Origin of the sequence: Bradyrhizobium sp. MOS003 (genome assembly GCF_003020125.1) — a bacterium.
In the GTDB taxonomy this organism is placed as follows: Bacteria; Pseudomonadota; Alphaproteobacteria; order Rhizobiales; family Xanthobacteraceae; genus Bradyrhizobium.
Map to the genome: position 1 here is coordinate 783,262 of NZ_PYFW01000001.1, position 23,403 is coordinate 806,664.

Here is a 23,403-nt window from a genome sequence, read left to right on the forward strand (position 1 = left end):
GCCAATTGGCCCGCTGCAGGCGCTGAGGGCAGCCCCTCGACGAAGCCGCCCTCACGGCTTACCTGTCATGGTGTGACGCGCCGCATCCTCAAAAGTCGGGCCGAAACGCCTGCGCTGCTGCCCGACCGCTTCGACGCGTGGTTCGCAGCTCGCGGCTGGTCGCCGCGCGCGCATCAATTGGCGCTGCTGGAGAAGGCGCGTGAGGACCGCTCGGCGCTGCTGATCGCACCGACCGGTGCCGGCAAGACGCTCGCGGGATTTCTGCCGACCCTGGTGGAGCTTTCGCTGCAGCCGATTGAGCGCGAGGCCGGTGAGAAGAAAAGCCTCGTCTCCACCGGTCGCAGCGTGCAACGTTCCGGCGGCCTGCACACGCTCTACATCTCGCCACTGAAGGCGCTTGCCGTCGACATCGCGCGCAATCTGGAGCGGCCGATTGCGGAGATGGCGCTGCCGATCAAGGTCGAGACCCGCACCGGCGACACGCCGGTGTCGCGGCGCCAGCGGCAACGGCGCTATCCGCCCGACGTGCTGCTGACGACGCCCGAGCAGCTTGCGCTGCTGCTGTCCTCGGATGACGCGCCGTTCCTGTTCTCCTCGCTGAAGCGCATCGTGCTCGACGAGCTTCACGCGCTGGTGACGTCCAAGCGCGGCGATCTGCTCTCGCTCGGGCTGGCGCGGCTGTGGCGGCTGGCGCCGCAGATGCGCGCGATCGGCCTGTCGGCAACCGTCGCCGAGCCGGATCAGCTCGCGCGCTTCCTGGTGCCGCAGCCCGACGGCAAGGAGACCGCCGCCGACATCGTCGTTGCCGGCGGGGCCGCGCCGCCCGAGGTCGAGATGCTCGATACGCGCGAGCGCCTGCCCTGGGCCGGCCACAGCGCGCGTCACGCGCTCCCCGAGATCTACGAGCTGATCAAGGCGAACAAGACCACGCTGGTCTTCGTCAACACCCGCAGCCAGGCCGAGATGCTGTTCCAGAATCTCTGGAGCATGAACGACGACGGCCTCGCGATCGCGTTGCATCACGGCTCGCTCGACGTCGCCCAGCGCAGAAAGGTCGAGGACGCCATGTCGGCGGGACGCCTGCGCGGCGTGGTCTGCACCTCCTCGCTCGATCTCGGCGTCGACTGGGGCGACGTCGATCTCGTGGTCAATATCGGCGCGCCCAAGGGCTCCTCGCGGCTGATGCAGCGGATCGGCCGCGCCAACCACCGCCTCGACGAAGCCTCGCGCGCGGTGCTGGTGCCGGCCAACCGCTTCGAGGTGCTGGAGTGCCGCGTCGCGATCGACGCCATTGCCGAGAACGCGCAGGACACACCGCCTTTGCGCAAAGGTGGCCTCGACGTGCTGGCCCAACACGTGCTGGGCTGTGCCTGCGGCGAGCCATTCCTCTCCGATAACCTCTATGCCGAAGTGCGCACCGCCGCGCCTTACGCCGACCTGTCGCGGCCGGATTTCGACGATGTCGTCGATTTCGTCGCCTCCGGCGGCTACGCGCTGAAGACCTATGAGCGTTTCGCCCGAATCAAGCAGGACAAGGAGGGGCGCTGGCGCGTCGCCAATCCCAAGGTGCGGCAGAGCTACCGCATGAATGTCGGCACCATCGTCGAGGACGACATGCTGAAGGTGCGCCTGGTGCGCTCGCGCGGCGGCGGCCATGGCAAAGCAGGCGGCTCGACCGGCGTGATCGCACGCGGCGGCCGGCTGCTCGGCGAGATCGAAGAGGCCTTCATCGAGGGCCTCTCGCCCGGCGATACCTTCGTGTTCTCGGGCGAGGTGGTGCGCTATGAGACCCTGGTCGAGGACCAGGTCTATGTCTCGCGCGCGCATGACAAGGACCCGAAAGTGCCGTCCTATATGGGCGGGAAATTCCCGCTCTCGACCTATCTCGCCGAACGTGTGCGCCGGCTGCTCGATGACGCGCGCGCCTGGCGTGGCCTGCCGGAGCAGGTGCGCGACTGGCTGTCGCTGCAGAAGGATGTCAGCAGCGTGCCGGCGGTGCGCGAACTCCTGGTCGAAAGCTTTCCGCGCGCCAGCAAGCACTACATCGTCTGCTATCCCTTCGAGGGACGTCTCGCGCATCAGACCCTCGGCATGCTGCTGACGCGCCGGCTCGAGCGCGCCCGCGCACGGCCGCTCGGCTTCGTCGCCAACGAATATGCGGTGGCGATCTGGGCGCTCGGCGATCTTTCCTCCATGATCCGCAACGGCCGGATCGATCTCAACGCGCTGTTCGATCCTGACATGCTCGGTGACGATCTGGAGGCCTGGCTCGCCGAATCCGCCCTGATGAAGCGCACCTTTCGCAACTGCGCCATCATCTCCGGCCTGATCACACGCCGGCATACCGGCGAGGAGAAGAGCCGTCGTCAGGTTTTGTTCTCGACCGATCTCGTCTACGACGTGCTGCGCAAGCATCAGGCCGATCACGTCCTGTTGCGCGCCGCGCGCGCCGATGCCGCCACCGGCCTGCTCGATTTGCGCCGCCTCAGTGACATGCTGGTGCGCATCCAAGGTCGCATCACTCATCGGGAACTCGACCGCGTCTCGCCGCTGGCCGTGCCCGTGATGCTGGAAATCGGTCGCGAGTCAGTTTATGGCGAAGCTGCAGACGAGCTTTTGGCCGAAGCCGCCGATGAGCTCGTCAAAGAGGCGATGGATAGAAGCGGGTAAGACGTGACGATTGGCGCGCAGGTTTCAGGGGACGACGACGACATGCGCGTGTCCACAGTCACCATCAGCGAGGTGACCTTCGCCGCCGATCTCTCCGGCGCCTTGTTCTGGGAAGAGCAGCGCCTGCTCGTCGTCTCCGACCTGCATCTGGAAAAAGGCTCCAGCTTCGCCGCCCGCGGCGTGTTGCTGCCGCCCTACGATACGCTGGCCACGCTGAGTCGTCTCGCTGCTGTCATCTCCCGCCATGATCCGCGCACGGTCATCGCACTCGGCGACAGCTTTCACGACCGCACCGCGCATGAGCGGCTGTCGCCGGAAAATCGCGATGCGGTCGCAGGGCTCCAGACCGGCCGCGACTGGATCTGGATTTCGGGCAATCACGATCCGATGCTGCCGAGCGATCTCGGCGGCACCGTCGCCGACGAAGTCGGGATCGGCCCGATCACTTTCCGTCACGAGCCGACCGGTGCGTGCGGCGAGATCGCCGGCCATCTCCATCCCAAGGCGCGCGTCTCCGCGCGTGGCCGCTCGATGGAGCGCCGCTGCTTCGCATCCGACGGGATGCGAGCGGTGATGCCGGCGTTCGGCGCCTATGCGGGCGGCCTCAGCATTCGCGACGTCGCATTCGCGAGGATCTTTCCGGCCAACGGCTTCGTCGCCCATCTGCTCGGCGACCGCCGCGTCCATGCGATTGCGGCCTCGCGCTGTTCCTGAAATTTCGGCCTCGTCCCGGAACAAATTAAGAACACTTTAGCAAGTCTTTGATATATCATTGCGATTCGGCGCGTTGCTGGCACAATATCTAGCGTCTGTCAGACTTTGCGAGGACTACATGTCCACCATCGCCTTCGATCAATTTGCCCTTACCCGGATCGCCGATTTCGCGCGCTCGCTGTCGCGGCTGCATCAGGCGGCGCGGCGCCAGAGGATCGATGACGACCAGTTCGACCGCGAGTTCAACGCGGTGTGCCAGTCGATCTGGGGCTATACCATCGACGACGTCAGCGACGATCTGTTCTCGGTCGAGGACCATCTGTTTCTCGACACGCTGGACGAAGCCCATGCGCGCATCTTCGCGGCCGAGCAGGGATATGACCTCGTTGACGAAGCCGGCATGCTGACGGACTGGTGGGGCTTCTGCTGGATGATCCTGGCCGAGAAGCGCGGGCTCCTGACCCCGGACAACCGCGCCGCCGCGCGCGCGGCGATCGAGGAGAAATATCTGGCGGCGCCCAACGTGATCGGGGTGATCATCGGGCGATAGTCTCGTGCCCGGACGCTGCGCCGCGCTTCCTGAGCGGTGCACTGCAGAGCCTGGGCCCATCTCGCGGCAGTCTGGGTCCCGGCTCTGCGCAGCAGCGTTTCACGCTGCAGCGCGTCCGGGACACGAGGGCGACTAATCCAGCCCGGCCCGCTTCGCCGGCTTTGCCGTCTTCGGCACCGTCACATCCGGCAGCGTCTCACGCACGATCTCCGCGGCGGGTGCATCTGCCGACACCGTCTCTGCCCGCACCGGGGCCACCTTCATCTCGCCGAGGCGGGCGCGGACCTGGGCGGTGAGGCCGGGATAGGAGGCAACCGGGGTGAAGTCCGCGGCCTGGTCGTTGCCGACGCGGATGCCGGTATAGGCGACGAGCCCGTCGGTGGTGGCAATCACGTCGCCGGCCTTGAGCGAGGAGTCCAGCGCGAGATCGACCGGGGCAAGGCCGACCGGCTCGCGGCCGTTGCAGGTGCAGTCAGAACGCAGCGCCTTGCGGTAGGCGAAGGCGTTCTCGCTGTCGGCGTAACGCTCGCCGGTCTGCGACGCCGCACCGTCGATCGACGAGCCGAAAAAGACCTTGGTCGCGCTGGCAGGACAGAACGCCTGACACATCTGGGCCGGCGAGGCGAGGCCGCGCATCAGCGGAAAATATTTGCCGTCGCAGCTGCGCACGCAGAAGGCGGGGCCGGAGCCCCCGGCTGCGGCCGCGCGGGTCGGCGGCACATATTGCGGAGTGGCGGCATTCTGCTGGCCGGTGAAGGGATCGGCGTAGGAACTTGCCTGCTGCGGCACCTCGCGCTGTGGCCGTTGCTGCTGCTGCATGCCGCCGAAGAAGAAGTCGAACAGGCCCTCGGCCGAAACCGGGGCCGGCGCCGCAAGCAGCGGTGCTGCAAGGGTGGCGGCTACAAGCATCGCGCGTCGCCGCCGGCGCGCATGGGACAGGACTGTACGCAACGCTCACTCCACCCGACGCTACGGAACCGGCCGGACCCCCTTGGGGATCTCAGCACATGATTCACCATAAGGCCGGATGGTAAATGAGCGGTTGAGGGAGAGTTGGTCTCGTACCCCGGACGCGGCGCAGCGCTCCTTCAGCGGTGCGCTGCAGAGCCGGGGGCCCATGCGGATGCGGACTAAGCGCTGGGTCCCGGTTCAGCGTCGCATCGCTACGCGCCGCGTCGCGCCCGGGACACGGGAGCGGGGGGCATCAAGCCTTCAAGAACTCCGAGGCCTTGTACAGCGAGCGGAACGGCAAGCCGGCCGCACCGAACGTGTCGGTGGCGCCTTCTTCGCGGTCGACCATGGTCAGCACCAGCACCACCTCGGCGCCGGTCTCGCGCACCGATTCCACCGCCTTCATCGCGGAGCCGCCAGTGGTGGTGACGTCCTCGACGATCACGACCCGCTTGCCCTCGAGCGTCTCGCCTCTGGGGAGGCCCTCGATCGCGAGCTTGGCGCCGTGCTCCTTCGGCTTCTTGCGTACGAAGAACGCCGCGATCGGATGGCCCTTGATCCAGGAAATCTGCGCCAGGGCGCCGGCGAGCGGCACTGCGCCCATCTCGAGGCCGCCGATGAAATCGAGATTGTCGTCCTTCAGCGCCTCATAGGTCAGCTCGGCGAGCAGGGTCGCCCCTTCGGGGTCGAGCATGGTCGGCTTGAGGTTGAAGTAGAAATCGCTCTTGCGGCCCGACGCGAGCGTCACCTCGCCGCGGCCGAAGGAGCGCCGGCGGATGATTTCGAACAGGCGGGCGCGGGAGGCTGATTTCGACACGGCGGTCCCTCGGGAGCGTTTTTGGAAAGTGGCGGAATTTATCCGCGACGGGCGCGACATTCCAGAGGGGGCGTCCCTCGTCAACAGGGATCGCCCATCCCGGACCGCCGGTTGTGGGGGCGCGACGTTCTGGAGTAGGTGGGATGCCAAACCTGTTGGGGAAGGAAACAAGGCATGACCATCGAGCTGCACACCTGGAACACGCCGAACGGCCGCAAGATCTCGGTCGCGCTGGAGGAAATGGGGCTGCCTTACAAGGTGGTCCCGGTGAACATCACCAAGGGCGAGCAGATGGCACCTGAGTTCCTCAAGCTCTCCCCGAACAACAAGATTCCCGCGATCGTCGACCCCGAGGGCCCGGACGGCAAGCCCGTCAGCATCTTCGAATCCGGCGCGATCCTGCTCTATCTCGGTGAAAAGACCGGCAAATTCCTGCCGAAATCGTTGGGTGCCCGCATCCCGGTCTATGAATGGCTGATGTGGCAGATGGGCGGCTTCGGCCCGATGCCGGGCCAGGTGCATCATTTCATCGCACTCGAGAACGAGCAGGACCGTGCCTACGGCCTCAAGCGCTACATGGCGGAGACGCGCCGGCTCTACAGCGTGCTCGACCGTCGGCTGGCGGACCACGACTTTGTCGCCGGCGAACTCTCGATTGCCGATTTTGCCATCCTGGGCTGGGCCTGGCGCCACCCTCGCCACAAGGTTGATCTGACCGACTTCCCCAACGTCAAGCGCTGGTACGAGGCGCTGATGGCAAGGCCGGCGGTAAAGCGGGGTATGGAAGCGAAGCTGGACTAAGTCTCTCAGCTTTCGGATCTCGTGCCCCGGACGCAGCGCAGCGCGCAAGCGATGCACTGCAGAGCCGGGGCCCATGCGGCAACACTGGGTCCCGGCTCCGCGCAGCATCGCAAGAGCGTGCAGCGCGTCCGGGACACGAGCGTGTGGCTCGCGACGTCGGCTACACCTTCTTCGCTTCGACCGCCATCCGCACCGCCAGCCCGGCCAGTACCGTGCCCATCAGCCAGCGCTGCACCAGCATCCAGCTCGGTCGGCTTCCCAGGAACAGCGCGATCGATCCGGCCGCCAGCGCGATCATCGCATTGACGCTGACGCTGATCGCGATCTGGATCGCTCCGAGCACGACCGACTGCGTCAGCACGCTGCCGGCTGTGGGATCGATGAACTGCGGCAGCAGCGCAAGATAAAGCATCGCGATCTTCGGGTTGAGCAAATTGGTGACGAAGCCCATCGCGAACAATTTGCGCGGACTGTCGATGGCAAGCTGCTTCACCTGGAACGGCGAGCGCCCGCCGGGCTTCACCGCCTGCCAGGCCAGCCACAACAGATAACCCGCGCCGGCAAAGCGCAGTGCGTCGTAGGCAAAGGGAATGGCGAGCAAGAGTGCCGTGATGCCGAACGCCGCGCACAACATGTAGAACACGAAGCCGAGCGCCACGCCGCCGAGCGAGACGATGCCCGCCGCAGGCCCTTGCGTGATCGAGCGCGAGATCAAATAGATCATGTTCGGGCCCGGGGTGAGCACGAGACCGAGGCAGACGAGGGCGAAGCCGAGCAGGGCGGAGGTGTGGGGCATGGGTGAACCGGTGTCCGAGACGCGGTCCGGTTCTAATATGCGCGAACCGGGGGAGCCATTACGCAATTGCTCGGAGGACAATTGAACTCGCGTGTCCCGGACGCGGCGCAGCGTGAAACGGTGCGCCGCAGAGCCGGGACGCAGTTGGCGCAGCGTGGGCCCCGGATCAGCAACGCACCACGCCGCGAAGGGCGGCGCGTTGCGCAGCATCCGGGGAAAGCAGCCTCAATGCGCCTCGTCCCAATTATTCGCCGCGCGCGCATCGACATGCAGCGGCACTGAGAGCAGCACGGCCGGGAACGGCGCGTCCTGCATCACGTGCTGCACGACCGGCAGCGTCGCTGCGACCTCGGCGTCCGGCACCTCGAAGATCAATTCGTCATGCACCTGCAGCAGCATTTGCGCCGAGAGCTTCTTCTCGTCCAGCGCGTCCTCGACCCGCGTCATGGCGCGGCGGATGATGTCGGCCGCGGTGCCCTGCAGCCGCGCGTTGATCGCGGCGCGCTCGTTGAAGGCGCGCACCGAGGCGTTGGAGGCCTTGATGTCGGGATAGTGCATCTTGCGGCCGAACAGCGTGGTGACGTAGCCGTTCTGCCGGCAGAAATCGCGCGTCTCGTCCATATAGGCGCGGATGCCGGGGAAGCGTTCGAAATACTTCTTGATGTAGGCCGAGGCTTCCTCGCGCGCGATGCCGAGCTGGTTGGCAAGGCCGAACGCGGAGATGCCGTAGATGATGCCGAAATTGATCGCCTTGGCGCGGCGGCGGATTTCGCTCGGCATGCCCTTGATCGGCACGCCGAACATTTCCGACGCGGTCATGGCGTGAATGTCGAGACCGTCCTTGAACGCCTGCTTGAGCACGGGAATGTCGGCGATCTCCGCCAGCAGCCGCAGCTCGATCTGCGAATAGTCGGCGGAGACCAGCTTGTGCCCGGGCGTCGCGATGAAGGCGCGCCTGATCTTGCGGCCGTCTTCGGTGCGGACCGGAATGTTCTGCAGGTTCGGCTCGTTCGACGACAGCCGGCCCGTCGTGGTCGCTGCCAGCGCGTAGGTCGTGTGCACGCGATGGGTCTGCGGATTGACATAGGTCGGCAGCGCGTCGGTATAGGTCGATTTCAGTTTCGAGACCTGGCGCCACTCCAGGATCTTCTTCGGGAGATCGTGGCCCTGCTCGGCGAGTTCGTCCAGCACTTGCGCGGTGGTCGACCATGCGCCCGTCTTGGTCTTGGTGCCCCCGGACAGGCCCATCTTGCCGAACAGGATGTCGCCGATCTGCTTGGGGCTGCCGACATTGACCGGCTCGCCGGCGATCTCCTGGATCTCGGCCTCGACCCGGGCCGCGGTCTGGGCGAAGTCGCCCGAGAGTCGCGACAGCACCTGGCGGTCGATCGAGATGCCGCGCCGTTCCATGCGCGCGAGCACCGACACCAGCGGCCGCTCAAGCGTCTCGTAGACGGTGGTCATATGCTCGGCGACGAGGCGCGGCTTCAGCACGCGCCAGACGCGCAGGGCCATATCGGCGCTTTCGGCCGACAGCGGCGCGGCCTTGTCGATCGGCACCTGGTCGAAGGTGATCTTGCCCTTGCCGCTGCCGAGCAGCTCGTTCTCCTTCAGCATGGCGTGGCCGAACCAGCGCTCGGCGAGCGAGTCGAGTTCATTCGAACCTCGCCCGGCATCGAGCACGTAGGAGATCAGTTTGGCATCGTCGGTGTTGCGCAAGGTGATGCCGTGCTGCGCCAGCATCACTGCGGTGAATTTGACGTCGAAACCGATCTTGAGAATGCCTGGTGATTCCAGCACGGGACGCAGCGCGTCGATGGCGTCGGCGTGCTTGACCTGATCCGGCGCGAGGCCGGCGTCGAACAAGCCGCCGTCGCCGCCGGACTGCTTGTGCGCCAGCGGTACGTAGCAGGCTTCGTTTGGCGTCAGCGCCAGCGCGATGCCGCAGAGATCGGCCTGCATGGGATCGATGGAGTTCGCGCGAATCTCGATCGCAACATGGCTGGCGTCATGGATGCGCGCGATGAAGGCGTTGAGCTCTTGCAGCGACTTGATCGTTTGATATTTGTCGCGATCGAATGGAAGCTTGCGGAGCGCCTCTTCGCGCGCGGCGGCCAGAGAAATCGGCGCGCCCTTCAGGCTCGCACCCTTGTCGCCCTTGTCGCCGCCGGTCGCGATGGCCGCAGGCGCGCCGAAGAGATCGCCGGAGGCCTCGGACGATTTTGCCTTGGCGGCGCCGTCGCCGGCCTTGGCGCCGCTGCTGTTGCTCGCATCGGCATCGACGTTGGCGGGGTCTATCTGAGAGTAGTCGGCGACACGGCGCGTCAGCGTTGTGAATTCCATCGCCTTCAGGAACGCAATCAGCTTGCGTGCGTCGGGCTCGTGGACGGCGAGGTCGTCGAGCGGCACGTCCAGCTTCACCTTGTCGTCGAGCAGCACGAGCTTGCGCGAGATTCGCGCCTTCTCGGCATTCTCGATCAGCGCCTCGCGCCGTTTCGGCTGCTTGATCTCGGTGGCGCGGAACAGCAATTGGTCGAGGTCGCCATACTCGGTGATCAACTGCGCGGCGGTCTTGATGCCGATGCCGGGCACGCCGGGCACGTTGTCGGTGGAGTCGCCGGCCAGCGCCTGCACCTCGACCACCTTCTCCGGTGGCACGCCGAACTTCTCGATCACCTCGGGGATGCCGATGCGGCGATCCTTCATGGTGTCGTACATCATGATCTTGTCGTTCACGAGCTGCATCAGATCCTTGTCGGAGGACACGATGGTCGTGGTGGCGCCGCGTTCGCTGGCCTGCCGCGCATAGGTCGCGATCAGGTCGTCGGCCTCGAAGCCGCCTTGTTCCAGGCAGGGCAGGTCGAAGGCGCGCACGGCTTCGCGGATCAGTGCGAATTGCGGAATGAGATCGTCAGGCGCCGGCGGCCGGTGCGCCTTGTATTCGGGATAGATCTTGTTGCGGAAGGTGACCTCGGACTTGTCGAACACGATGGCCAGATGCGTCGGCCGGTTGTCGACGGGCATGTCGCGCAGCAGCTTCCAAAGCATGTTGCAGAAGCCGAGCACGGCGTTGACCTGCAAGCCGTCGGACTTGCGGTTCAGCGGCGGCAGTGCGTGATAGGCGCGGAAGATGTAGCCGGAACCGTCGACCAGGAAGATGTGGTCGCCCTTGCCGGCAGTCTTCGCTGCGACCGGTTTGGCAGCAGCTGGCGCAGCAGCGGACTTGGTTTCGGCGGCGGTCTTCGGGGATGTCTTGGGCATGGCCGCAATGTAAGAATTTTTGCGGGCTTTGACAGCCTTGGAAGGGTGATTTTTGGCTCGGTGACGCCACTATCCCCACTGTCATCCCGGGGCGCGCGAAGCGCGAGCCCGGAATCCATAGCCATAGGGAGTAGTTTGGCGAAGACTCGTGGTTGCCGTCTTCTGCAACAGCGTCATCCTGGGGTTATGGGTCCCGGGCTCGCGCTTCGCGCGCCCCGGGACGACGTAGAGCGAGGCTACTCCGCCGCCTGCAACACCGGCCCCGCCTTCTTCGGCGCGATCCAGAACGCCTCTGGACGCTCGAACAGGAAATCGGCGTGCAGCCGCAGCGCCACCCGCCAGATCGCAAGCGCGCCGAGCACGCCGGCGACGGTGACGATCAGCGACACCGTGCCGATGTCGGGAATGATGCCGGTGCGCAGCAGCAGCGTCCGCGTCGCCGCCATCGGCAGGAAGAAGGCGAGATAGATCACGATCGAATGCTCGCCGCAGAAGCGGAAAAAGTTCAGCCACTGCGCGCGCGCGAGCAGCGTGCCCATCGTGATGATGGCGCAGGCACCGGCAAAGCCGAGCACGAGCGAGACGATCTTCCACTCGCTGGCGCCGAATGCTACGAGGCCGGCATTGACCAGCGCCCAGGTCGCGAGCGCTGCGAGCGCAAGGATGGGATGTTTCCGCGCGCGATCCGACAGCGCGAATACGTAAGGTGCGAACAGATAGCCCGAATAAAAATAGACGAAGCGGGCGCAGAACTCGTCGATCGCGGTCCAGCCGGTGGAGATGCGGGCCGTCTCCAGTGCGGCGGCGACGAGCCAGATCACGAGCGGCGGGAATTTGCGTGTCAGTTTTGTGACGACGAAGAAGACCGGCAGCAGATAGATGAACCACAGCGTGCCGAACGGCTCCACGAAGGATTCGAGATACAAGAGGCCGACGTGGTGCCAGCTCGTCTCTGCCGCGAAAGCGGGCGCCTTGAAACCGAACTGGATTGTCACCCAGACGACATAGAAATAGGCGAAATGCACCACCTTGCGGTCGAGATAGGTTCGCCAATCCCGGTCGATCACCCGCGGCAGGAACAGGCCGGAGATCAGGAAAAAATCCGGCATCCGGAACGGCTTTGCGAAGGCCACGGCGACATGCATGAAACCAGTCTGGCCGGCGGCGAGCTCGACCCCCAGCACCGAATGCATCATCACGACCATGACGATGCAAATGCCCTTGGCGTAGTCGATCCAGTCGACACGCGCGGCCGTCGGGCTCTTTAAGCCTCCGGCCGCGGCGATTGTGCCGAATGGTGTCATGATGTCCCTTTTCGAGGCGCTGTTCCGCCCAAGAGCGAGGCAGTATGGCGGTGTCTGGTTTCGGTCCCCTTTACTGTACAATTCGCATGCCGGCTTTCCGGCTGCTTTCTTGGGGCTGACCTCTTCCCCGAGGACCTCAAAATGCTCTAAGACCGCTGCAAAGCAGCATCATTCGTTAACCAAAACAGGGATTTTCATGCGCATTGCGATGATCGGCACGGGCTATGTGGGACTGGTTTCCGGCGCCTGCTTTGCGGATTTCGGCCACGACGTCACCTGCGTCGACAAGGACGAGAAGAAGATCGCGGCGCTTCATCGCGGCGAGATCCCGATCTACGAGCCCGGGCTCGACGAACTGGTTGCGACCAACGTCAAGGCCAAGCGGCTCGACTTCACCACCGACCTGAAGAAGCCGGTCGCGGATGCCGATGCCGTGTTCATTGCTGTCGGCACGCCGTCCCGCCGTGGCGACGGCCATGCCGATCTCTCCTATGTCTACGCTGCAGCGAAAGAGATCGCGCAGTCGCTGCAAGGTTTCACCGTCGTGGTGACGAAGTCGACCGTGCCTGTCGGCACCGGCGACGAGGTCGAGCGCATCATCCGCGAGGCCAATCCCAACGCCGACGTCGTGGTCGCCTCCAATCCAGAATTCCTGCGCGAGGGCGCGGCGATCCGCGACTTCAAGTTTCCCGATCGCGTCGTGGTCGGCACCTCCGACGAGCGCGGCCGCAAGGTGATGGGCGACATCTACCGTCCGCTGTCGCTGAACCAGGCACCGTTGATGTTCACGGAGCGTCGGACCGCCGAGATGATCAAATACGCCGCGAACGCGTTTCTCGCGACCAAGATCACCTTCATCAACGAGATCGCCGATCTCTCCGAGAAAGCCGGCGCCAACGTGCAGGAGGTCGCGCGCGGCATTGGCCTGGACAACCGCATCGGCACCAAGTTCCTGCATGCCGGTCCCGGCTTCGGCGGCTCGTGCTTCCCGAAGGACACCAAGGCGCTGATCAAGATCGCGCAGGATTACGACGTCTCCTTGCGCATCGTCGAATCCGTGCTGGCGGTCAACGAGAACCGCAAGCGCGCGATGGCGCGCAAGGTGAGCCAGGCGCTCGGCGGTTCTCTGCGCGGCAAGACCATTGCCGTGCTCGGCCTCACCTTCAAGCCCGACACCGACGACATGCGCGATGCGCCGTCGATCCCGCTGGTGACGGGCCTGATCGACATGGGTGCGAAGGTCAAGGCGTTCGATCCCGTCGGCATGGAGCAGGCCAAGGGCGAGCTGCCTGACATCACCTATTGCGAGGACGCCTATTCCTGCGCGCGAGGTGCCGATGCACTCGTCATCGTCACCGAATGGGTGCAGTTCCGAGCGCTCGATCTCCACCGACTGAAGACCGTCATGGCGCAACCCGTCATCGTCGACCTGCGCAACATCTACCGCCCCGAGGACATGGAAGCCGCCGGCTTCACCTATGACAGCATCGGCCGGCCGCCCGTGCAGGGCTGATAGCTTCACAGCTGCGCATGATTCCGTCATGGCCGGGCTTGCCCCGGCTAATTACGTCTGTTTTCTGGTCCAAGACGTGGATGCCCGGCGACTTCTGTGCGAAGACGCGCTTTGCGCTTTTCCCCGGGCATGACGAGTGGATAGGCCTTGCCCCGCAGTTTCGACACACCCCTTCCGATCGATGCCGTGCTCGACGATTTGTCGCGCACGCTGGAGGCGCATAACGCGGCCGTGCTGGTGGCGCCGCCCGGGGCCGGCAAGACCACGCGCGTGCCGCTCGCGCTGCTCGAGGCGCCCTGGGCGAGGGGCAAGAAAATCATCGTGCTGGAGCCGCGGCGTATTGCGGCGCGCGCCAGCGCCGCCCGCATGGCCAAATCGCTGGGCGAACGCGCCGGCGAGACCGTCGGCTATCGCGTCCGGTTTGGCTCGAAGATCTCGCGCGCCACGCGCATCGAGGTGGTGACGGAGGGCATCTTCACCCGCCAGATCCTCGACGATCCCGAGCTGTCAGGCGTTGCCGCCGTCCTGTTCGACGAATTCCACGAGCGCTCGCTCGATGCCGACATGGGCCTCGCGCTGGCCCGTGACGCCCAAACCGGCCTGCGCGAGGACCTCCGCATCCTCGTGATGTCCGCCACGCTGGATGGCGCCCGCGTGGCAAGGTTGCTTGGCGATGCGCCCGTCGTCGAGAGCGAAGGCCGCGCCTTCCCGGTCGAGACACGGTATCTCGGCCGCAAGGCGGATGCGCCGATCGAGCGGCAGATGGCGGATGCGATCGCCTCGGCCCTGCGAGCCGATGGCGGCTCCGTGCTGGCGTTCCTGCCGGGCGCTGCCGAAATCCGCCGCACCCAGAGTTTCCTCGGCGAGCGCGTGCAGGACGCCAGCGTCGAGATCGTGCCGCTGTTCGGCGCGCTCGACGCCGCCGTGCAGGACCGTGCGATTTCGCCTGCCCCTAAAGGCATGCGCAAGGTGGTGCTGGCAACCTCGATCGCGGAGACCTCGCTCACCATCGAAGGTGTGCGCATCGTGGTCGATTCCGGTCTCGCCCGGGTGCCGCGCTACGAGCCCGACATCGGCCTGACGCGGCTCGAGACCGTGCGCGCCTCGCGTGCGGCAGCCGACCAGCGCCGCGGCCGCGCCGGCCGCACCGAGCCGGGTGTCTGCTACAGGCTCTGGGACGAGCCGCAGACGGCCTCGCTGGCGCCCTACACCCAGCCGGAAATTCTCAGCGCCGACCTGTCTTCGCTCGTGCTTGATCTCGCGCAATGGGGCGTCAGCGATCCCGCCTCGCTGTCATTCCTCGATCCGCCGCCGGGGCCTGCGTGGAAGGAGGCAAAAAGCCTGCTCTCCGAGCTCAACGCACTCGATGGCGACGGTCGCATCACCGCAGAGGGAAAAAGCCTGCGTGCGCTGGCGCTGCCGCCGCGGCTCGCGCGCATGATCGTGGATTCGCATCGCGCAGGCGAGGGCGAAGCTGCCGCCGAGATCGCGGCCATCATCACGGAGCGCGGGCTTGGCGGCGACAGCGTCGATCTCGAGCACCGGCGCGACCAGTTCCGCCGCGACCGCTCGCCGCGCGCCGCCAGCGCGCGCGATCTGGCGCGGCGTTGGGCCTCGCAAGTGGCAGCTTCGGAGAAGGCGGGACCGCAGGATGATCTCTCGACCGGTTTGATGCTCGCCTATGCGTTCCCGGACCGCGTCGCGCGCAATCGCGGTAATGGCAGTTTCGTGCTTGCCAACGGCCGCGGCGCCGCGGTCGAGCAGACATCCGCGCTAGCCCGCGCGCCCTATATCGCGATCGGCGAGATGACGGGCACGGCGGCGAGCGGACGTATCCTGCTCGCTGCGCAAATCACCCAGGACGAGATCGAGCGGCATTTCGCCGAGCATATCGAGAGCGCCGACGAAATTTCGTTCGACCGCGGCGCGATGGCGCTGCGCGCGCGGCGCAAGCGCGTGCTGCATGCGATCACGCTGTCCGAAGCGACACTGGCCGTGTCACCGACCGAGGACACCGCGCGGATTCTCGCCGACGGATTGATCGCCGCCGGCCTCGATCGGCTGCCCTGGTCGAAGGCCGCCAAACAATGGCGCGATCGCGTGCTGTTTCTGCGCAAGGCCGAGGGCGACAGCTGGCCCGATCTCACGGACGACGGCTTGATCGCGCGCCGCGACGAGTGGCTGGTGCCGGCGCTCTACGACAAGATCGCGCTCAAAGACGTCTCGCCCGGCGATCTCTCGGTTGCACTGATGGCGCTGCTGCCGTGGGAGATGCGCGCGCGGCTCGAGCGCGAGGCGCCGACGCATTTCGAGGCGCCGACCGGAAGCGTGCTCGCGATCGACTACGAGGCCGAGCAGGGGCCAACCATCGCGGTGCGGCTGCAGGAATTGTTCGGTCTTAACACCCATCCCTCGATCGCCGCCGGCAAGGTGCCGCTGGTGCTGGAGTTGCTGTCGCCGGCGCAGCGTCCGGTCCAGGTGACGCGCGATCTTCCTGGCTTCTGGCGCGGCAGCTACGCCGCGGTCCGTTCCGACCTGCGCGGCCGCTATCCCCGCCATCCCTGGCCGGACGATCCGGCCAGCGCAGTGCCGACCCGACGCGCCAAGCCGCGCGGCACCTGAAGTCGTCTTAACCGTTCGCTCATCCTTTTCATCAAAATAGCGTCGCTCTGGCCGCAGCAATGCTCGCGGCCTGGCGTGTCGCGTGGTGAAATCGAGCTTTCCGGCTCGGAAGTGGTGTGATGCGTAACATTTTGATCATCGCAGCCGTCTTGATCGGCCTCGGCACCTTCATGGCGCAGATGGCGGACAAGATGAGTTCGGCTTCCGCAACCGCGGTGCCGCGCACCACGCTCGCCGTTGCGGCCACTGCGCCTGCCGGGGGCCGCAGCGTCGCCATTGCCCGCGATGGCCGCGGTCATTTCCAGACCGAGGGCCGGATCGACGGCCAGCGCATCGGATTCATGCTCGACACCGGCGCCTCCGTGGTTGCGCTGAATGAGACTTCGGCAGCCCGCTTTGGCCTGCGTCCCTCACGCAGCGATTACAATGCCACCGTTTCTACCGCCAATGGCACCATCAAGGCCGCGCGCACCCGCATCGCGATGCTCGAGGTCGGCGGTCTGGTGGTGCGCGACGTCGACGCCATGGTGCTGCCCGACCAGGCGCTGTCGGAGAACCTGCTCGGCCTCTCCTTCCTCTCCCGCCTGAAGCGCTTCGAATATTCCAACGGCCAGATGGTGCTGGAGCAGTAGGCCGCTCTAATTGGCCTGGTAGGGCCTCCCTTAAGGCCAGCTTGGGTGCTATATTCCGCCCATGGACAGCCCCGACGCGATTGCCATCCTGCGACAGTCCGAGCACGCCCTTCGTGAGCGGGGCGTTTTGCATGCCGCCTTGTTCGGGTCGGTTGCGAGAGGCGACAATCGTTCCGGCAGTGATATCGACATCATGGTCGAGATTGATCCAGACGCGCGGATCACTGTCTTCGACTACGTTGAGCTCAAGGAATACATTTCCAATCTCTTCGATGGCCCGGTTGACGTCGTCAATCGCGACGGCCTGAAATCATACGTCGTTCCTGCCGCGACGGCCGATGCTGTCTATGCCTTCTGATCGCATCAGGCGGTCTATGCTGTAACGCGGTGTCTAGAGATCATTTCAGAAGCCTCTCGCCGTCTGCCGGAGGCGCTGAAAGCCAGGCACCCAGCGATCGCATGGAGGCAGATGGCGGCGGCGGGCAATGTCTATCGCCACAACTATGAAGATGTTGCAGCCCATCTTGTGTGGGAAACCGTTCAGCAGGCTCTGCCAGCTCTCAAGGCAATCGTCGAAGAGGAGATCGCACGGCTGCAGAGTTAGCCCCATTCCGGTCATGCATTTGGTATCGCCCTCCCGGTAACGTTTCTTCGTTACCAAACTGCCGCAATTATCGGCCATAAGCCTGCATTCCCGCCTTCCGCTGCGGCCCGGCATTCGCTAAGGCTGCCTCTGCCCCCTTTGACGAGATCGTCTCAATGTTCCCGAAGCCGAAATCCGTATTGTTGCCCAACACCTACGCCTTCGAATCCGAGCCGATGGTGAAGCCGACGGGCTTTCGTGAATACGACGCGCGCTGGTTGTTCCAGAAGGAAATCAACCTGATGGGTGTGCAGGCGCTCGGCATGGGGCTGGGCGCGCTGATCGCCGAACTCGGCGTCAGCCAGGAGATCGTCACCGGGCACGACTTCCGCGGCTACTCGGCCTCGATCAAATACGCGCTGATCTCCGGTCTGATGGCGGCGGGTTGCAAGGTGCACGACATCGGCCTCGCGGTGACGCCGATGGCCTATTTCGCGCAGTTCGATCTCGACGTGCCCTGCTGCGCGATGGTGACCGCCTCGCACAACGACAATGGCTGGACCGGCGTCAAGATGGGCGCCAACCGTCCGCTGACCTTCGGACCCGAGGAGATGACGCGGCTGAAGGAAATCGTGCTCAATGCCGATTTCAAGAACAAGGCGGGCGGCTCCTATCAGTTCCACGAGAATTATCCGGCGCGCTACATCGCCGACCTCACCAATCGTCCGAAGCTGAAGCGCAAGCTCAAGGTCGTCGCGGCTTGCGGCAACGGCACCGCCGGCGCGTTCGCGCCGCAGGTGCTGGAGGCGATCGGCTGCGAGGTGATTCCGCTCGACACCGAGCTCGACCATACCTTTCCGAAATACAATCCGAACCCCGAAGACATGGAGATGCTGCACGCGATCCGCGACGCGGTGCTGCAGCACAAGGCCGATGTCGGCCTCGGCTTCGACGGCGACGGCGACCGCTGCGGCGTCGTCGACGACACCGGCGAGGAGATCTTTGCCGACAAGGTCGGCGTGATGCTGGCGCGCGACATGTCGGCGATCCACAAGGAGGCGCATTTCATCGTCGACGTGAAGTCGACCGGCCTGTTCGTCACCGACCCGGTGCTGCAGAAGCAAGGCGCCAAGACCGACTATTGGAAGACCGGCCATTCCTACATGAAGCGCCGCACCAACGAGACCGGCGCGCTCGCGGGCTTCGAGAAGTCCGGCCATTTCTTCTTCAACAAGCCGTATGGACGCGGCTATGACGACGGCCTGGTTTCGGCGCTCGCGATCTGCGACATGCTCGACCGCGCGCCGGGCAAGTCGATGGCGGATCTGAAGAATGCGCTGCCGAAGACATGGTCGTCGCCGACGATGTCGCCGCATTGCGCCGACGAGACCAAATACGGCGTCATCGACCAGGTGGTGAAGCATTTCGAGGGCTTGCAGGCGAAGGGCACGAAGATCGGCGGCCAGGCGATCCGCGATCTCGTCACCGTCAACGGCGTGCGCGTCACCGTCGAGGACGGCAGCTGGGGCCTGGTGCGGGCCTCCTCCAACAAGCCCGAGCTCGTCGTGGTGGTCGAGAGCCCGGTCTCCGAGCAGCGCATGCACGACATGTTCGAGATGGTGAACAGCGTGCTGCGCACGCATCCCGAAGTCGGCGAGTACAATCAGACGATCTGATTGATCTCGTTTCGCGGCCATCCTTCGAGACGCCCGCCAGCGGCGGGCGTCTCGAACCATGCAGGCCCGGCTCGTGCAGCAGCGATCTTACGCCGTCCGCAGCGAGCCCAGGAAGCCGTCGACCTCCGCCTTGAGACGCTCGGACTGCGATGACAGTCCGGCGGCGGCCTGGTGCATCCTCGAGGCGGCCACGCCTGCCTGCTCGGAAGCTTTGCTGACGCCGACGATGTTGTTGTTCACCTTACGCGTGCCGGTGGCGGCCTGCTGCAGGCTCCCCGCGATCTCGCGCGTCGCCAGGCCCTGCTGGTCAACCGCAGAGGAGATCTGGCCGGAGATCTGATCAATCTCCGCGATGGTTGCGCCGATCGCCTGGATCGCATTGACGGCATGGCTGGTTGCGCTCTGGATGCTCTGTACTTGCGCCGAGATCTCCTCTGTGGCTTTCGCGGTCTGGTTCGCCAACGCCTTCACTTCGCTCGCGACGACGGCAAAGCCCTTGCCATGCTCGCCGGCACGGGCAGCCTCAATGGTGGCATTCAGCGCCAGCAGATTGGTCTGGCTGGCAATGGTCTGGATCAGCGTGACGACTTCGCCGATCTTCTGCGTGCCGCTTGCGAGGCCCTCGACCACCTCGTTGGTGCGGCGGGCTTCGCTCGCGGCCTTGGCCGCAATCTCGGCCGAGCGGGAAACCTGCTGGGTGATGCTGCTGACCGACGCGGTGAGCTCTTCGGTCGCAGCCGCAACCGTCTCGACATTGCTGGAGGCCTGGTTCGATGCCAGGGCCGCGGCGGCGGTCTGGCGCGCGGTCTCCGCGCTGTTGTTGCTCATCGCCGATGACAATTGTTGCACTTCGCCGGCGGCGACCGCCACCGCCTGTACGATGCCGCCGATGCTGCGCTCGAAATTGCCGGCGAGCAGCTGCTTGGCTGCCTCTCGTTCCTCCTTGGCGCGCTGCTCGATGTCGTGGCGCTCGCTGTTGGCCCGCGCCTCCGCGGCCATCGCGGCCTGAGCCTCGGCCGTCTTGACGGCGGTGGTCTCGAACAGTTCCTGGAGCTTGAACGCGAGAGCGACGAGCACGCCGGCTTCGATCAGCAGGATCACGGCATGCAGCACGACGCGGCCGAAATCGGAGCCGCCCGGATAGATTGCCGCGGGCAGCAGGAAGTTCAACGCGATATGATGCAGCGCGACCGCGACCGTCGCGGCGACGATCGGCCGGTAGTCGCAATAGGCGACGATGCAGGCCAGCGCCGCGAAGAAGTACATGTGCATATCGATCTGCCAGGCGTGTCCTTCAAATTGATAGGTGAACATCGACACGCCGCTCATCAGCGCGACGGCGAACACGAGGCGCGTGGAGAGACCGTTGCCCGACAGGCGCCAGGACATAGTTGCGGCGAGGGCGAAGGCCGCCATGAAGAGTGCGGGGACGAGCCAAGCCTTCCCTAGCGTGACTCCGATGATCACGCTAATTGGCACGTGCACCCAGAGCACCGTGGCAAGGACCCTGCTCGTTGTCTGACGAAGCGATTCCAGTCCGTCGTTCTCGATAGTCATTTCGTCCCCCGGAGCTATCTGCCAAAACATGCTGAAACCGCTTGCGCGTCCATCACGAGCCATGCGCCCGCCTCGTGCAGGCGAGCCAGCCCGTCATGGTCATCCGGGCGGACGACGAGGAGGGTGGGAAGGGCTGTTGCCCTGACGATCGCCGCTTGCGCCGATGCCGCAGCCTGAAACGCCTGTTGCGTGCTCCACCACGGCGGAAACGCAACCGCGACGACTGTCGCGCCCGGACGAACCTGTAAGGTGAGGATTGCGAGCGCGATCCATCCTGCGACCAGCAACGCTATCGCATTCACCCAGGCAGGCCATTGCCGGGGCGGATCTGTCGTTCTCCCCTCCATGCCGGAACGATAGGCGGGTGCCACTAATTCCCGGTTAATGCCTGCTTACCAAGCTGGCGTGCCGAGACGTGCGGAGGCGGCGGCAATCCGCCGCTGATAGCCTTGATCCCGTTCAATCCAACGGTGGCGCTCAGGCCGCCACCACCGCCGGGATCGGCAGCGTGGTCACGGACTTGATCTTCTCCATCGCAAAGCGCGAGGTGACGTTCTTCAGCGGCACGGCGCTGATCAGCTTCTTGTAGAACACGTCATAGGCCTGCATGTCGGCGACCACGACGCGCAGCATGTAATCGACATCGCCGGCCATGCGATAGAACTCCATCACCTCGGGCATGGCGCTGACGGCTTCGGCGAATTTCTTCAGCCAGGCGTCGGAATGATCGGAGCTTTCCACCGAGACGAACACGGAGATGCCGAGCCCGATCTTGTTCTGGTCGACCAGGGCCACCCGCTTGATGATCACGCCGTCGGCCTCCAGCCGCTGGATGCGCTTCCAGCAGGGGGTTGAGGACAGGCCGACGCGGTCGCCGATCTCGGCGACGGACAGGGAGGCATCCTCCTGGAGCACCATCAGGATCTTGCGGTCGATGGCGTCGAGGCGGCGGCTGGTCTCGGGGATCTGGACGGTGACGTCGGTCATTTGAAGAACTTTGTTCCAATTCAGGGGCTGATTTCCCTGATATAGAGAAAATCTTTCCCCAGCAAGCCCATAATCGCGGGTCGTCCGTGGAACTGCTCTACGACCTTCCGCGCAAAAACTCTTCAACTTCAATGCGTTGCGGCGCAGCCATGCCGCCGCCATGGCGGGTGCATTTCAGTGCCGCGGCGGCCGCGGCGAATCGCAGCGCCCGCCGCACGTCACCGCCCTCAACGAGGCCGAGTGCGAAGGCGCCATGAAAGACGTCGCCGGCGCCGAGCGTATCGACCGCCTGGACCGGGAAGGCCGGGGTCTCCTCCAACTCGCCTGCTTCGTTCAGCCAGATCGTACCGAGCGGACCGCGGGTCGCGGCAAGGAAGGCGGGCGTCAGCGCGGCCAGGCGTTGCAACGCCATGCCGTCGTCGGCGACGCCGGCGGTCTCCTGCACCTGCTCGCTCGCGAACAGCAGATGCGAGGCGGCGGTCAGCAGGCCGTCCTGCAACGACATCGCGCGATCGACACCGACGATGACGGCAATGCCGCGTCGCCGAGCCTCGGCGCAGAGGTCGCTGCAGAACGCGCCGCAGCGGCTTTCGACGAGCACGGCGCGACAATCGGCCAGTAATTCGTCGGCCTTGGGCATCTGCACGCTCCACAGGCCGGGATCGCGATAGATCGTAAGCGTCCGTTCGCCCGAGGGCTCGATCATGATCGCTGAAACCGGCGTGGTCGCATCAGGCATGCGCACGATGTGGCTGGTGTTGATGCCCTCCTGCGCCATCTGCGCGAGGATGAAGCCGCTCGATGTCTCCCGCGCATCGCCCATGGGGCCAGCGAACGAGACGCGGCCGCCGAGCCGCGCAATGGCGATCGCGGCATTGAGCGCGTTGCCGCCGCAGATCTCGGCGAGATGGTTGGCGTTCGCCTTGCTGCCGCGCGCCGGCACGGCCTCGACCCGAAAGGTGAGGTCGCGCACGGGAATGCCGATGCAGAGGATGCGCGGCGCGATCCCGGATGCGGCCATCGGCGGTCAGCTCTTGTCGTGCACCCAGCGGCCGAGCAAATGATGGGCAATGGCGAAGGGATGAGGGCCTGCGAGCCCGTCCGGATGCGTCCGCGTCAGCATCAGGGTTGCCTCCTCGCGCGTGAACCAGCGCGCATCCTCCAGTTCCGAGTGATCGACGACGATGTCCTCGCTCACGGCCCGCGCGCTGCAGCCGATCATCAGCGAGGACGGATAGGGCCAGGGCTGCGTCATGTAATACTGCACGTCGGTGCAGCGAATGCCCGATTCTTCCAGGATCTCGCGGCGGACCGCATCCTCGATGGTCTCGGCGGCCTCGACGAAGCCGGCGAGGCATGAATACATCCCTGCAGGAAACTGCTTCTGGCGGCCGAGCAGGCACTTGTCGCCGGAGGCGACGTGCATGATCACGACCGGGTCAGTCCGCGGAAAATGCTCGGCCTTGCAGGAAGGACACTCGCGCTTCCAGCCGCCTTCCTTCATCGCGCTGCGCGTGCCGCAATTGGCGCAATAACCGTGGCGCTGGTGCCAGCCGACCATCGACTTCGCCATCGCGATCGCCGACAGCTCCCGGGGCGGGATCGCGCCCTGCATCGCCATGCCGCGCAGCTCGGTCACGGTGTAGTCCGCGCGGCCCACCAGCTTCTCGGCGGCGGCCTGCGACAGGCCCATGCCGAACACCGCGGCGCCGTCGCGCAAGCCCAGGAATATCGTGCCGGGATTGGCGCCGCACTTCAGAGCCTCGTCGATCGAGAGCAGCGCACGAATCTTGTCGCCGTCGCGCTTCACCAGCAGCGAGTCGCGATAAACGACATAGGCGCGCGAGGTCGGCTTCTGCTCCATCGCGAACAGCTTCTCGTCGTCGCGCCGCAGATGCGCGGCGCGATCGAGGATGTTGGTGACGAAGGCCGGTTGTCCCAGCGGAAACGAGTCGAATGCTGACATTAT

At 65.3% G+C, this 23,403-nt stretch carries 19 protein-coding genes and 1 pseudogene; 10 read left to right on the top strand and 10 right to left on the bottom strand.

From position 1 onward, the window contains the following. Positions 1 to 72 precede the first annotated feature (72 nt). The 3 genes from C7G42_RS03725 to C7G42_RS03735 all read left to right on the top strand — a co-directional run bounded on the left by C7G42_RS03725 (position 73) and on the right by C7G42_RS03735 (position 3,934). Positions 73 to 2,670, top strand: a complete 2,598-nt coding sequence (locus C7G42_RS03725) for a ligase-associated DNA damage response DEXH box helicase (RefSeq protein WP_106947710.1) — start codon at positions 73 to 75, stop codon at positions 2,668 to 2,670. Between the two features lie 42 nt (positions 2,671 to 2,712). Next, on the top strand, positions 2,713 to 3,384 hold the full coding sequence (gene pdeM / locus C7G42_RS03730) for a ligase-associated DNA damage response endonuclease PdeM (RefSeq protein WP_199580632.1): 672 nt from the start codon (positions 2,713 to 2,715) through the stop codon (positions 3,382 to 3,384). Between the two features lie 118 nt (positions 3,385 to 3,502). Beyond that, positions 3,503 to 3,934 carry a hypothetical protein gene (locus C7G42_RS03735; protein ID WP_106947712.1) on the top strand — a complete coding sequence of 144 codons (432 nt, stop codon included), beginning with the start codon at positions 3,503 to 3,505 and terminating at the stop codon, positions 3,932 to 3,934. Between the two features lie 132 nt (positions 3,935 to 4,066). Here C7G42_RS03735 and C7G42_RS03740 read toward each other — a convergent pair whose 3' ends face one another. Then, positions 4,067 to 4,843: a DUF2865 domain-containing protein gene (locus tag C7G42_RS03740; protein WP_199580633.1), complete on the bottom strand. Its 777-nt coding sequence runs from the start codon at positions 4,841 to 4,843 to the stop codon at positions 4,067 to 4,069. Between the two features lie 295 nt (positions 4,844 to 5,138). Further along, the gene (pyrE, locus tag C7G42_RS03745; RefSeq protein WP_008136514.1) at positions 5,139 to 5,702 is read right to left on the bottom strand and encodes an orotate phosphoribosyltransferase; all 564 of its coding nucleotides are present in this window, start codon (positions 5,700 to 5,702) and stop codon (positions 5,139 to 5,141) included. Between the two features lie 174 nt (positions 5,703 to 5,876). Here pyrE and C7G42_RS03750 point away from each other — a divergent pair, with 174 nt between their 5' ends. Continuing rightward, positions 5,877 to 6,503, top strand: a complete 627-nt coding sequence (locus C7G42_RS03750; protein ID WP_106947713.1) for a glutathione S-transferase family protein — start codon at positions 5,877 to 5,879, stop codon at positions 6,501 to 6,503. A gap of 160 nt (positions 6,504 to 6,663) precedes the next feature. Here C7G42_RS03750 and C7G42_RS03755 read toward each other — a convergent pair whose 3' ends face one another. The 3 genes from C7G42_RS03755 to C7G42_RS03765 all read right to left on the bottom strand — a co-directional run bounded on the left by C7G42_RS03755 (position 6,664) and on the right by C7G42_RS03765 (position 11,864). After that, positions 6,664 to 7,299: a LysE family translocator gene (locus C7G42_RS03755; RefSeq protein WP_106947714.1), complete on the bottom strand. Its 636-nt coding sequence runs from the start codon at positions 7,297 to 7,299 to the stop codon at positions 6,664 to 6,666. A gap of 225 nt (positions 7,300 to 7,524) precedes the next feature. Next, entirely contained in the window at positions 7,525 to 10,560 is a 3,036-nt protein-coding gene (polA, locus tag C7G42_RS03760) for a DNA polymerase I (protein ID WP_106947715.1), read from the bottom strand. A gap of 236 nt (positions 10,561 to 10,796) precedes the next feature. Beyond that, on the bottom strand, positions 10,797 to 11,864 hold the full coding sequence (locus C7G42_RS03765; RefSeq protein ID WP_106947716.1) for an acyltransferase family protein: 1,068 nt from the start codon (positions 11,862 to 11,864) through the stop codon (positions 10,797 to 10,799). 196 nt (positions 11,865 to 12,060) lie between these two features. Between C7G42_RS03765 and C7G42_RS03770 the strand changes: the two genes are divergently transcribed. From C7G42_RS03770 to C7G42_RS03795, 6 genes and pseudogenes are all read left to right on the top strand, one after another. Continuing rightward, positions 12,061 to 13,377 (top strand): UDP-glucose dehydrogenase family protein, encoded by a 1,317-nt coding sequence (locus tag C7G42_RS03770; RefSeq protein ID WP_106947717.1) that lies wholly within the window; start codon positions 12,061 to 12,063, stop codon positions 13,375 to 13,377. Positions 13,378 to 13,524: 147 nt separating this feature from the next. Beyond that, positions 13,525 to 15,999 carry an ATP-dependent helicase HrpB gene (hrpB, locus tag C7G42_RS03775; RefSeq protein ID WP_199580634.1) on the top strand — a complete coding sequence of 825 codons (2,475 nt, stop codon included), beginning with the start codon at positions 13,525 to 13,527 and terminating at the stop codon, positions 15,997 to 15,999. A gap of 119 nt (positions 16,000 to 16,118) precedes the next feature. Then, positions 16,119 to 16,631 (top strand): TIGR02281 family clan AA aspartic protease, encoded by a 513-nt coding sequence (locus C7G42_RS03780; protein ID WP_199580635.1) that lies wholly within the window; start codon positions 16,119 to 16,121, stop codon positions 16,629 to 16,631. Positions 16,632 to 16,692: 61 nt separating this feature from the next. Beyond that, entirely contained in the window at positions 16,693 to 16,989 is a 297-nt protein-coding gene (locus C7G42_RS03785; protein ID WP_106947719.1) for a nucleotidyltransferase family protein, read from the top strand. 21 nt (positions 16,990 to 17,010) lie between these two features. After that, positions 17,011 to 17,235, top strand: a pseudogene (locus C7G42_RS03790) (HepT-like ribonuclease domain-containing protein); the annotation flags it as partial. A 155-nt stretch (positions 17,236 to 17,390) separates the two neighbouring features. After that, positions 17,391 to 18,890 (top strand): phosphomannomutase/phosphoglucomutase, encoded by a 1,500-nt coding sequence (locus tag C7G42_RS03795; RefSeq protein WP_106947721.1) that lies wholly within the window; start codon positions 17,391 to 17,393, stop codon positions 18,888 to 18,890. Positions 18,891 to 18,977: 87 nt separating this feature from the next. Here C7G42_RS03795 and C7G42_RS03800 read toward each other — a convergent pair whose 3' ends face one another. The 5 genes from C7G42_RS03800 to nudC form a co-directional block, all read right to left on the bottom strand. Continuing rightward, a complete protein-coding gene (locus C7G42_RS03800) occupies positions 18,978 to 20,447 on the bottom strand; it encodes a methyl-accepting chemotaxis protein (RefSeq protein ID WP_106947722.1) in 1,470 nt (489 codons plus the stop codon). Positions 20,448 to 20,461: 14 nt separating this feature from the next. Then, complete coding sequence (locus C7G42_RS03805; protein WP_106947723.1) at positions 20,462 to 20,794, bottom strand: hypothetical protein; 333 nt, start codon at positions 20,792 to 20,794, stop codon at positions 20,462 to 20,464. A 130-nt stretch (positions 20,795 to 20,924) separates the two neighbouring features. Then, on the bottom strand, positions 20,925 to 21,434 hold the full coding sequence (locus C7G42_RS03810; RefSeq protein WP_106947724.1) for an Lrp/AsnC family transcriptional regulator: 510 nt from the start codon (positions 21,432 to 21,434) through the stop codon (positions 20,925 to 20,927). 97 nt (positions 21,435 to 21,531) lie between these two features. Further along, positions 21,532 to 22,455 carry a sugar kinase gene (locus tag C7G42_RS03815; RefSeq protein WP_106947725.1) on the bottom strand — a complete coding sequence of 308 codons (924 nt, stop codon included), beginning with the start codon at positions 22,453 to 22,455 and terminating at the stop codon, positions 21,532 to 21,534. A 6-nt stretch (positions 22,456 to 22,461) separates the two neighbouring features. Further along, entirely contained in the window at positions 22,462 to 23,400 is a 939-nt protein-coding gene (gene nudC, locus C7G42_RS03820; protein WP_106947726.1) for an NAD(+) diphosphatase, read from the bottom strand. Positions 23,401 to 23,403 lie beyond the last annotated feature (3 nt).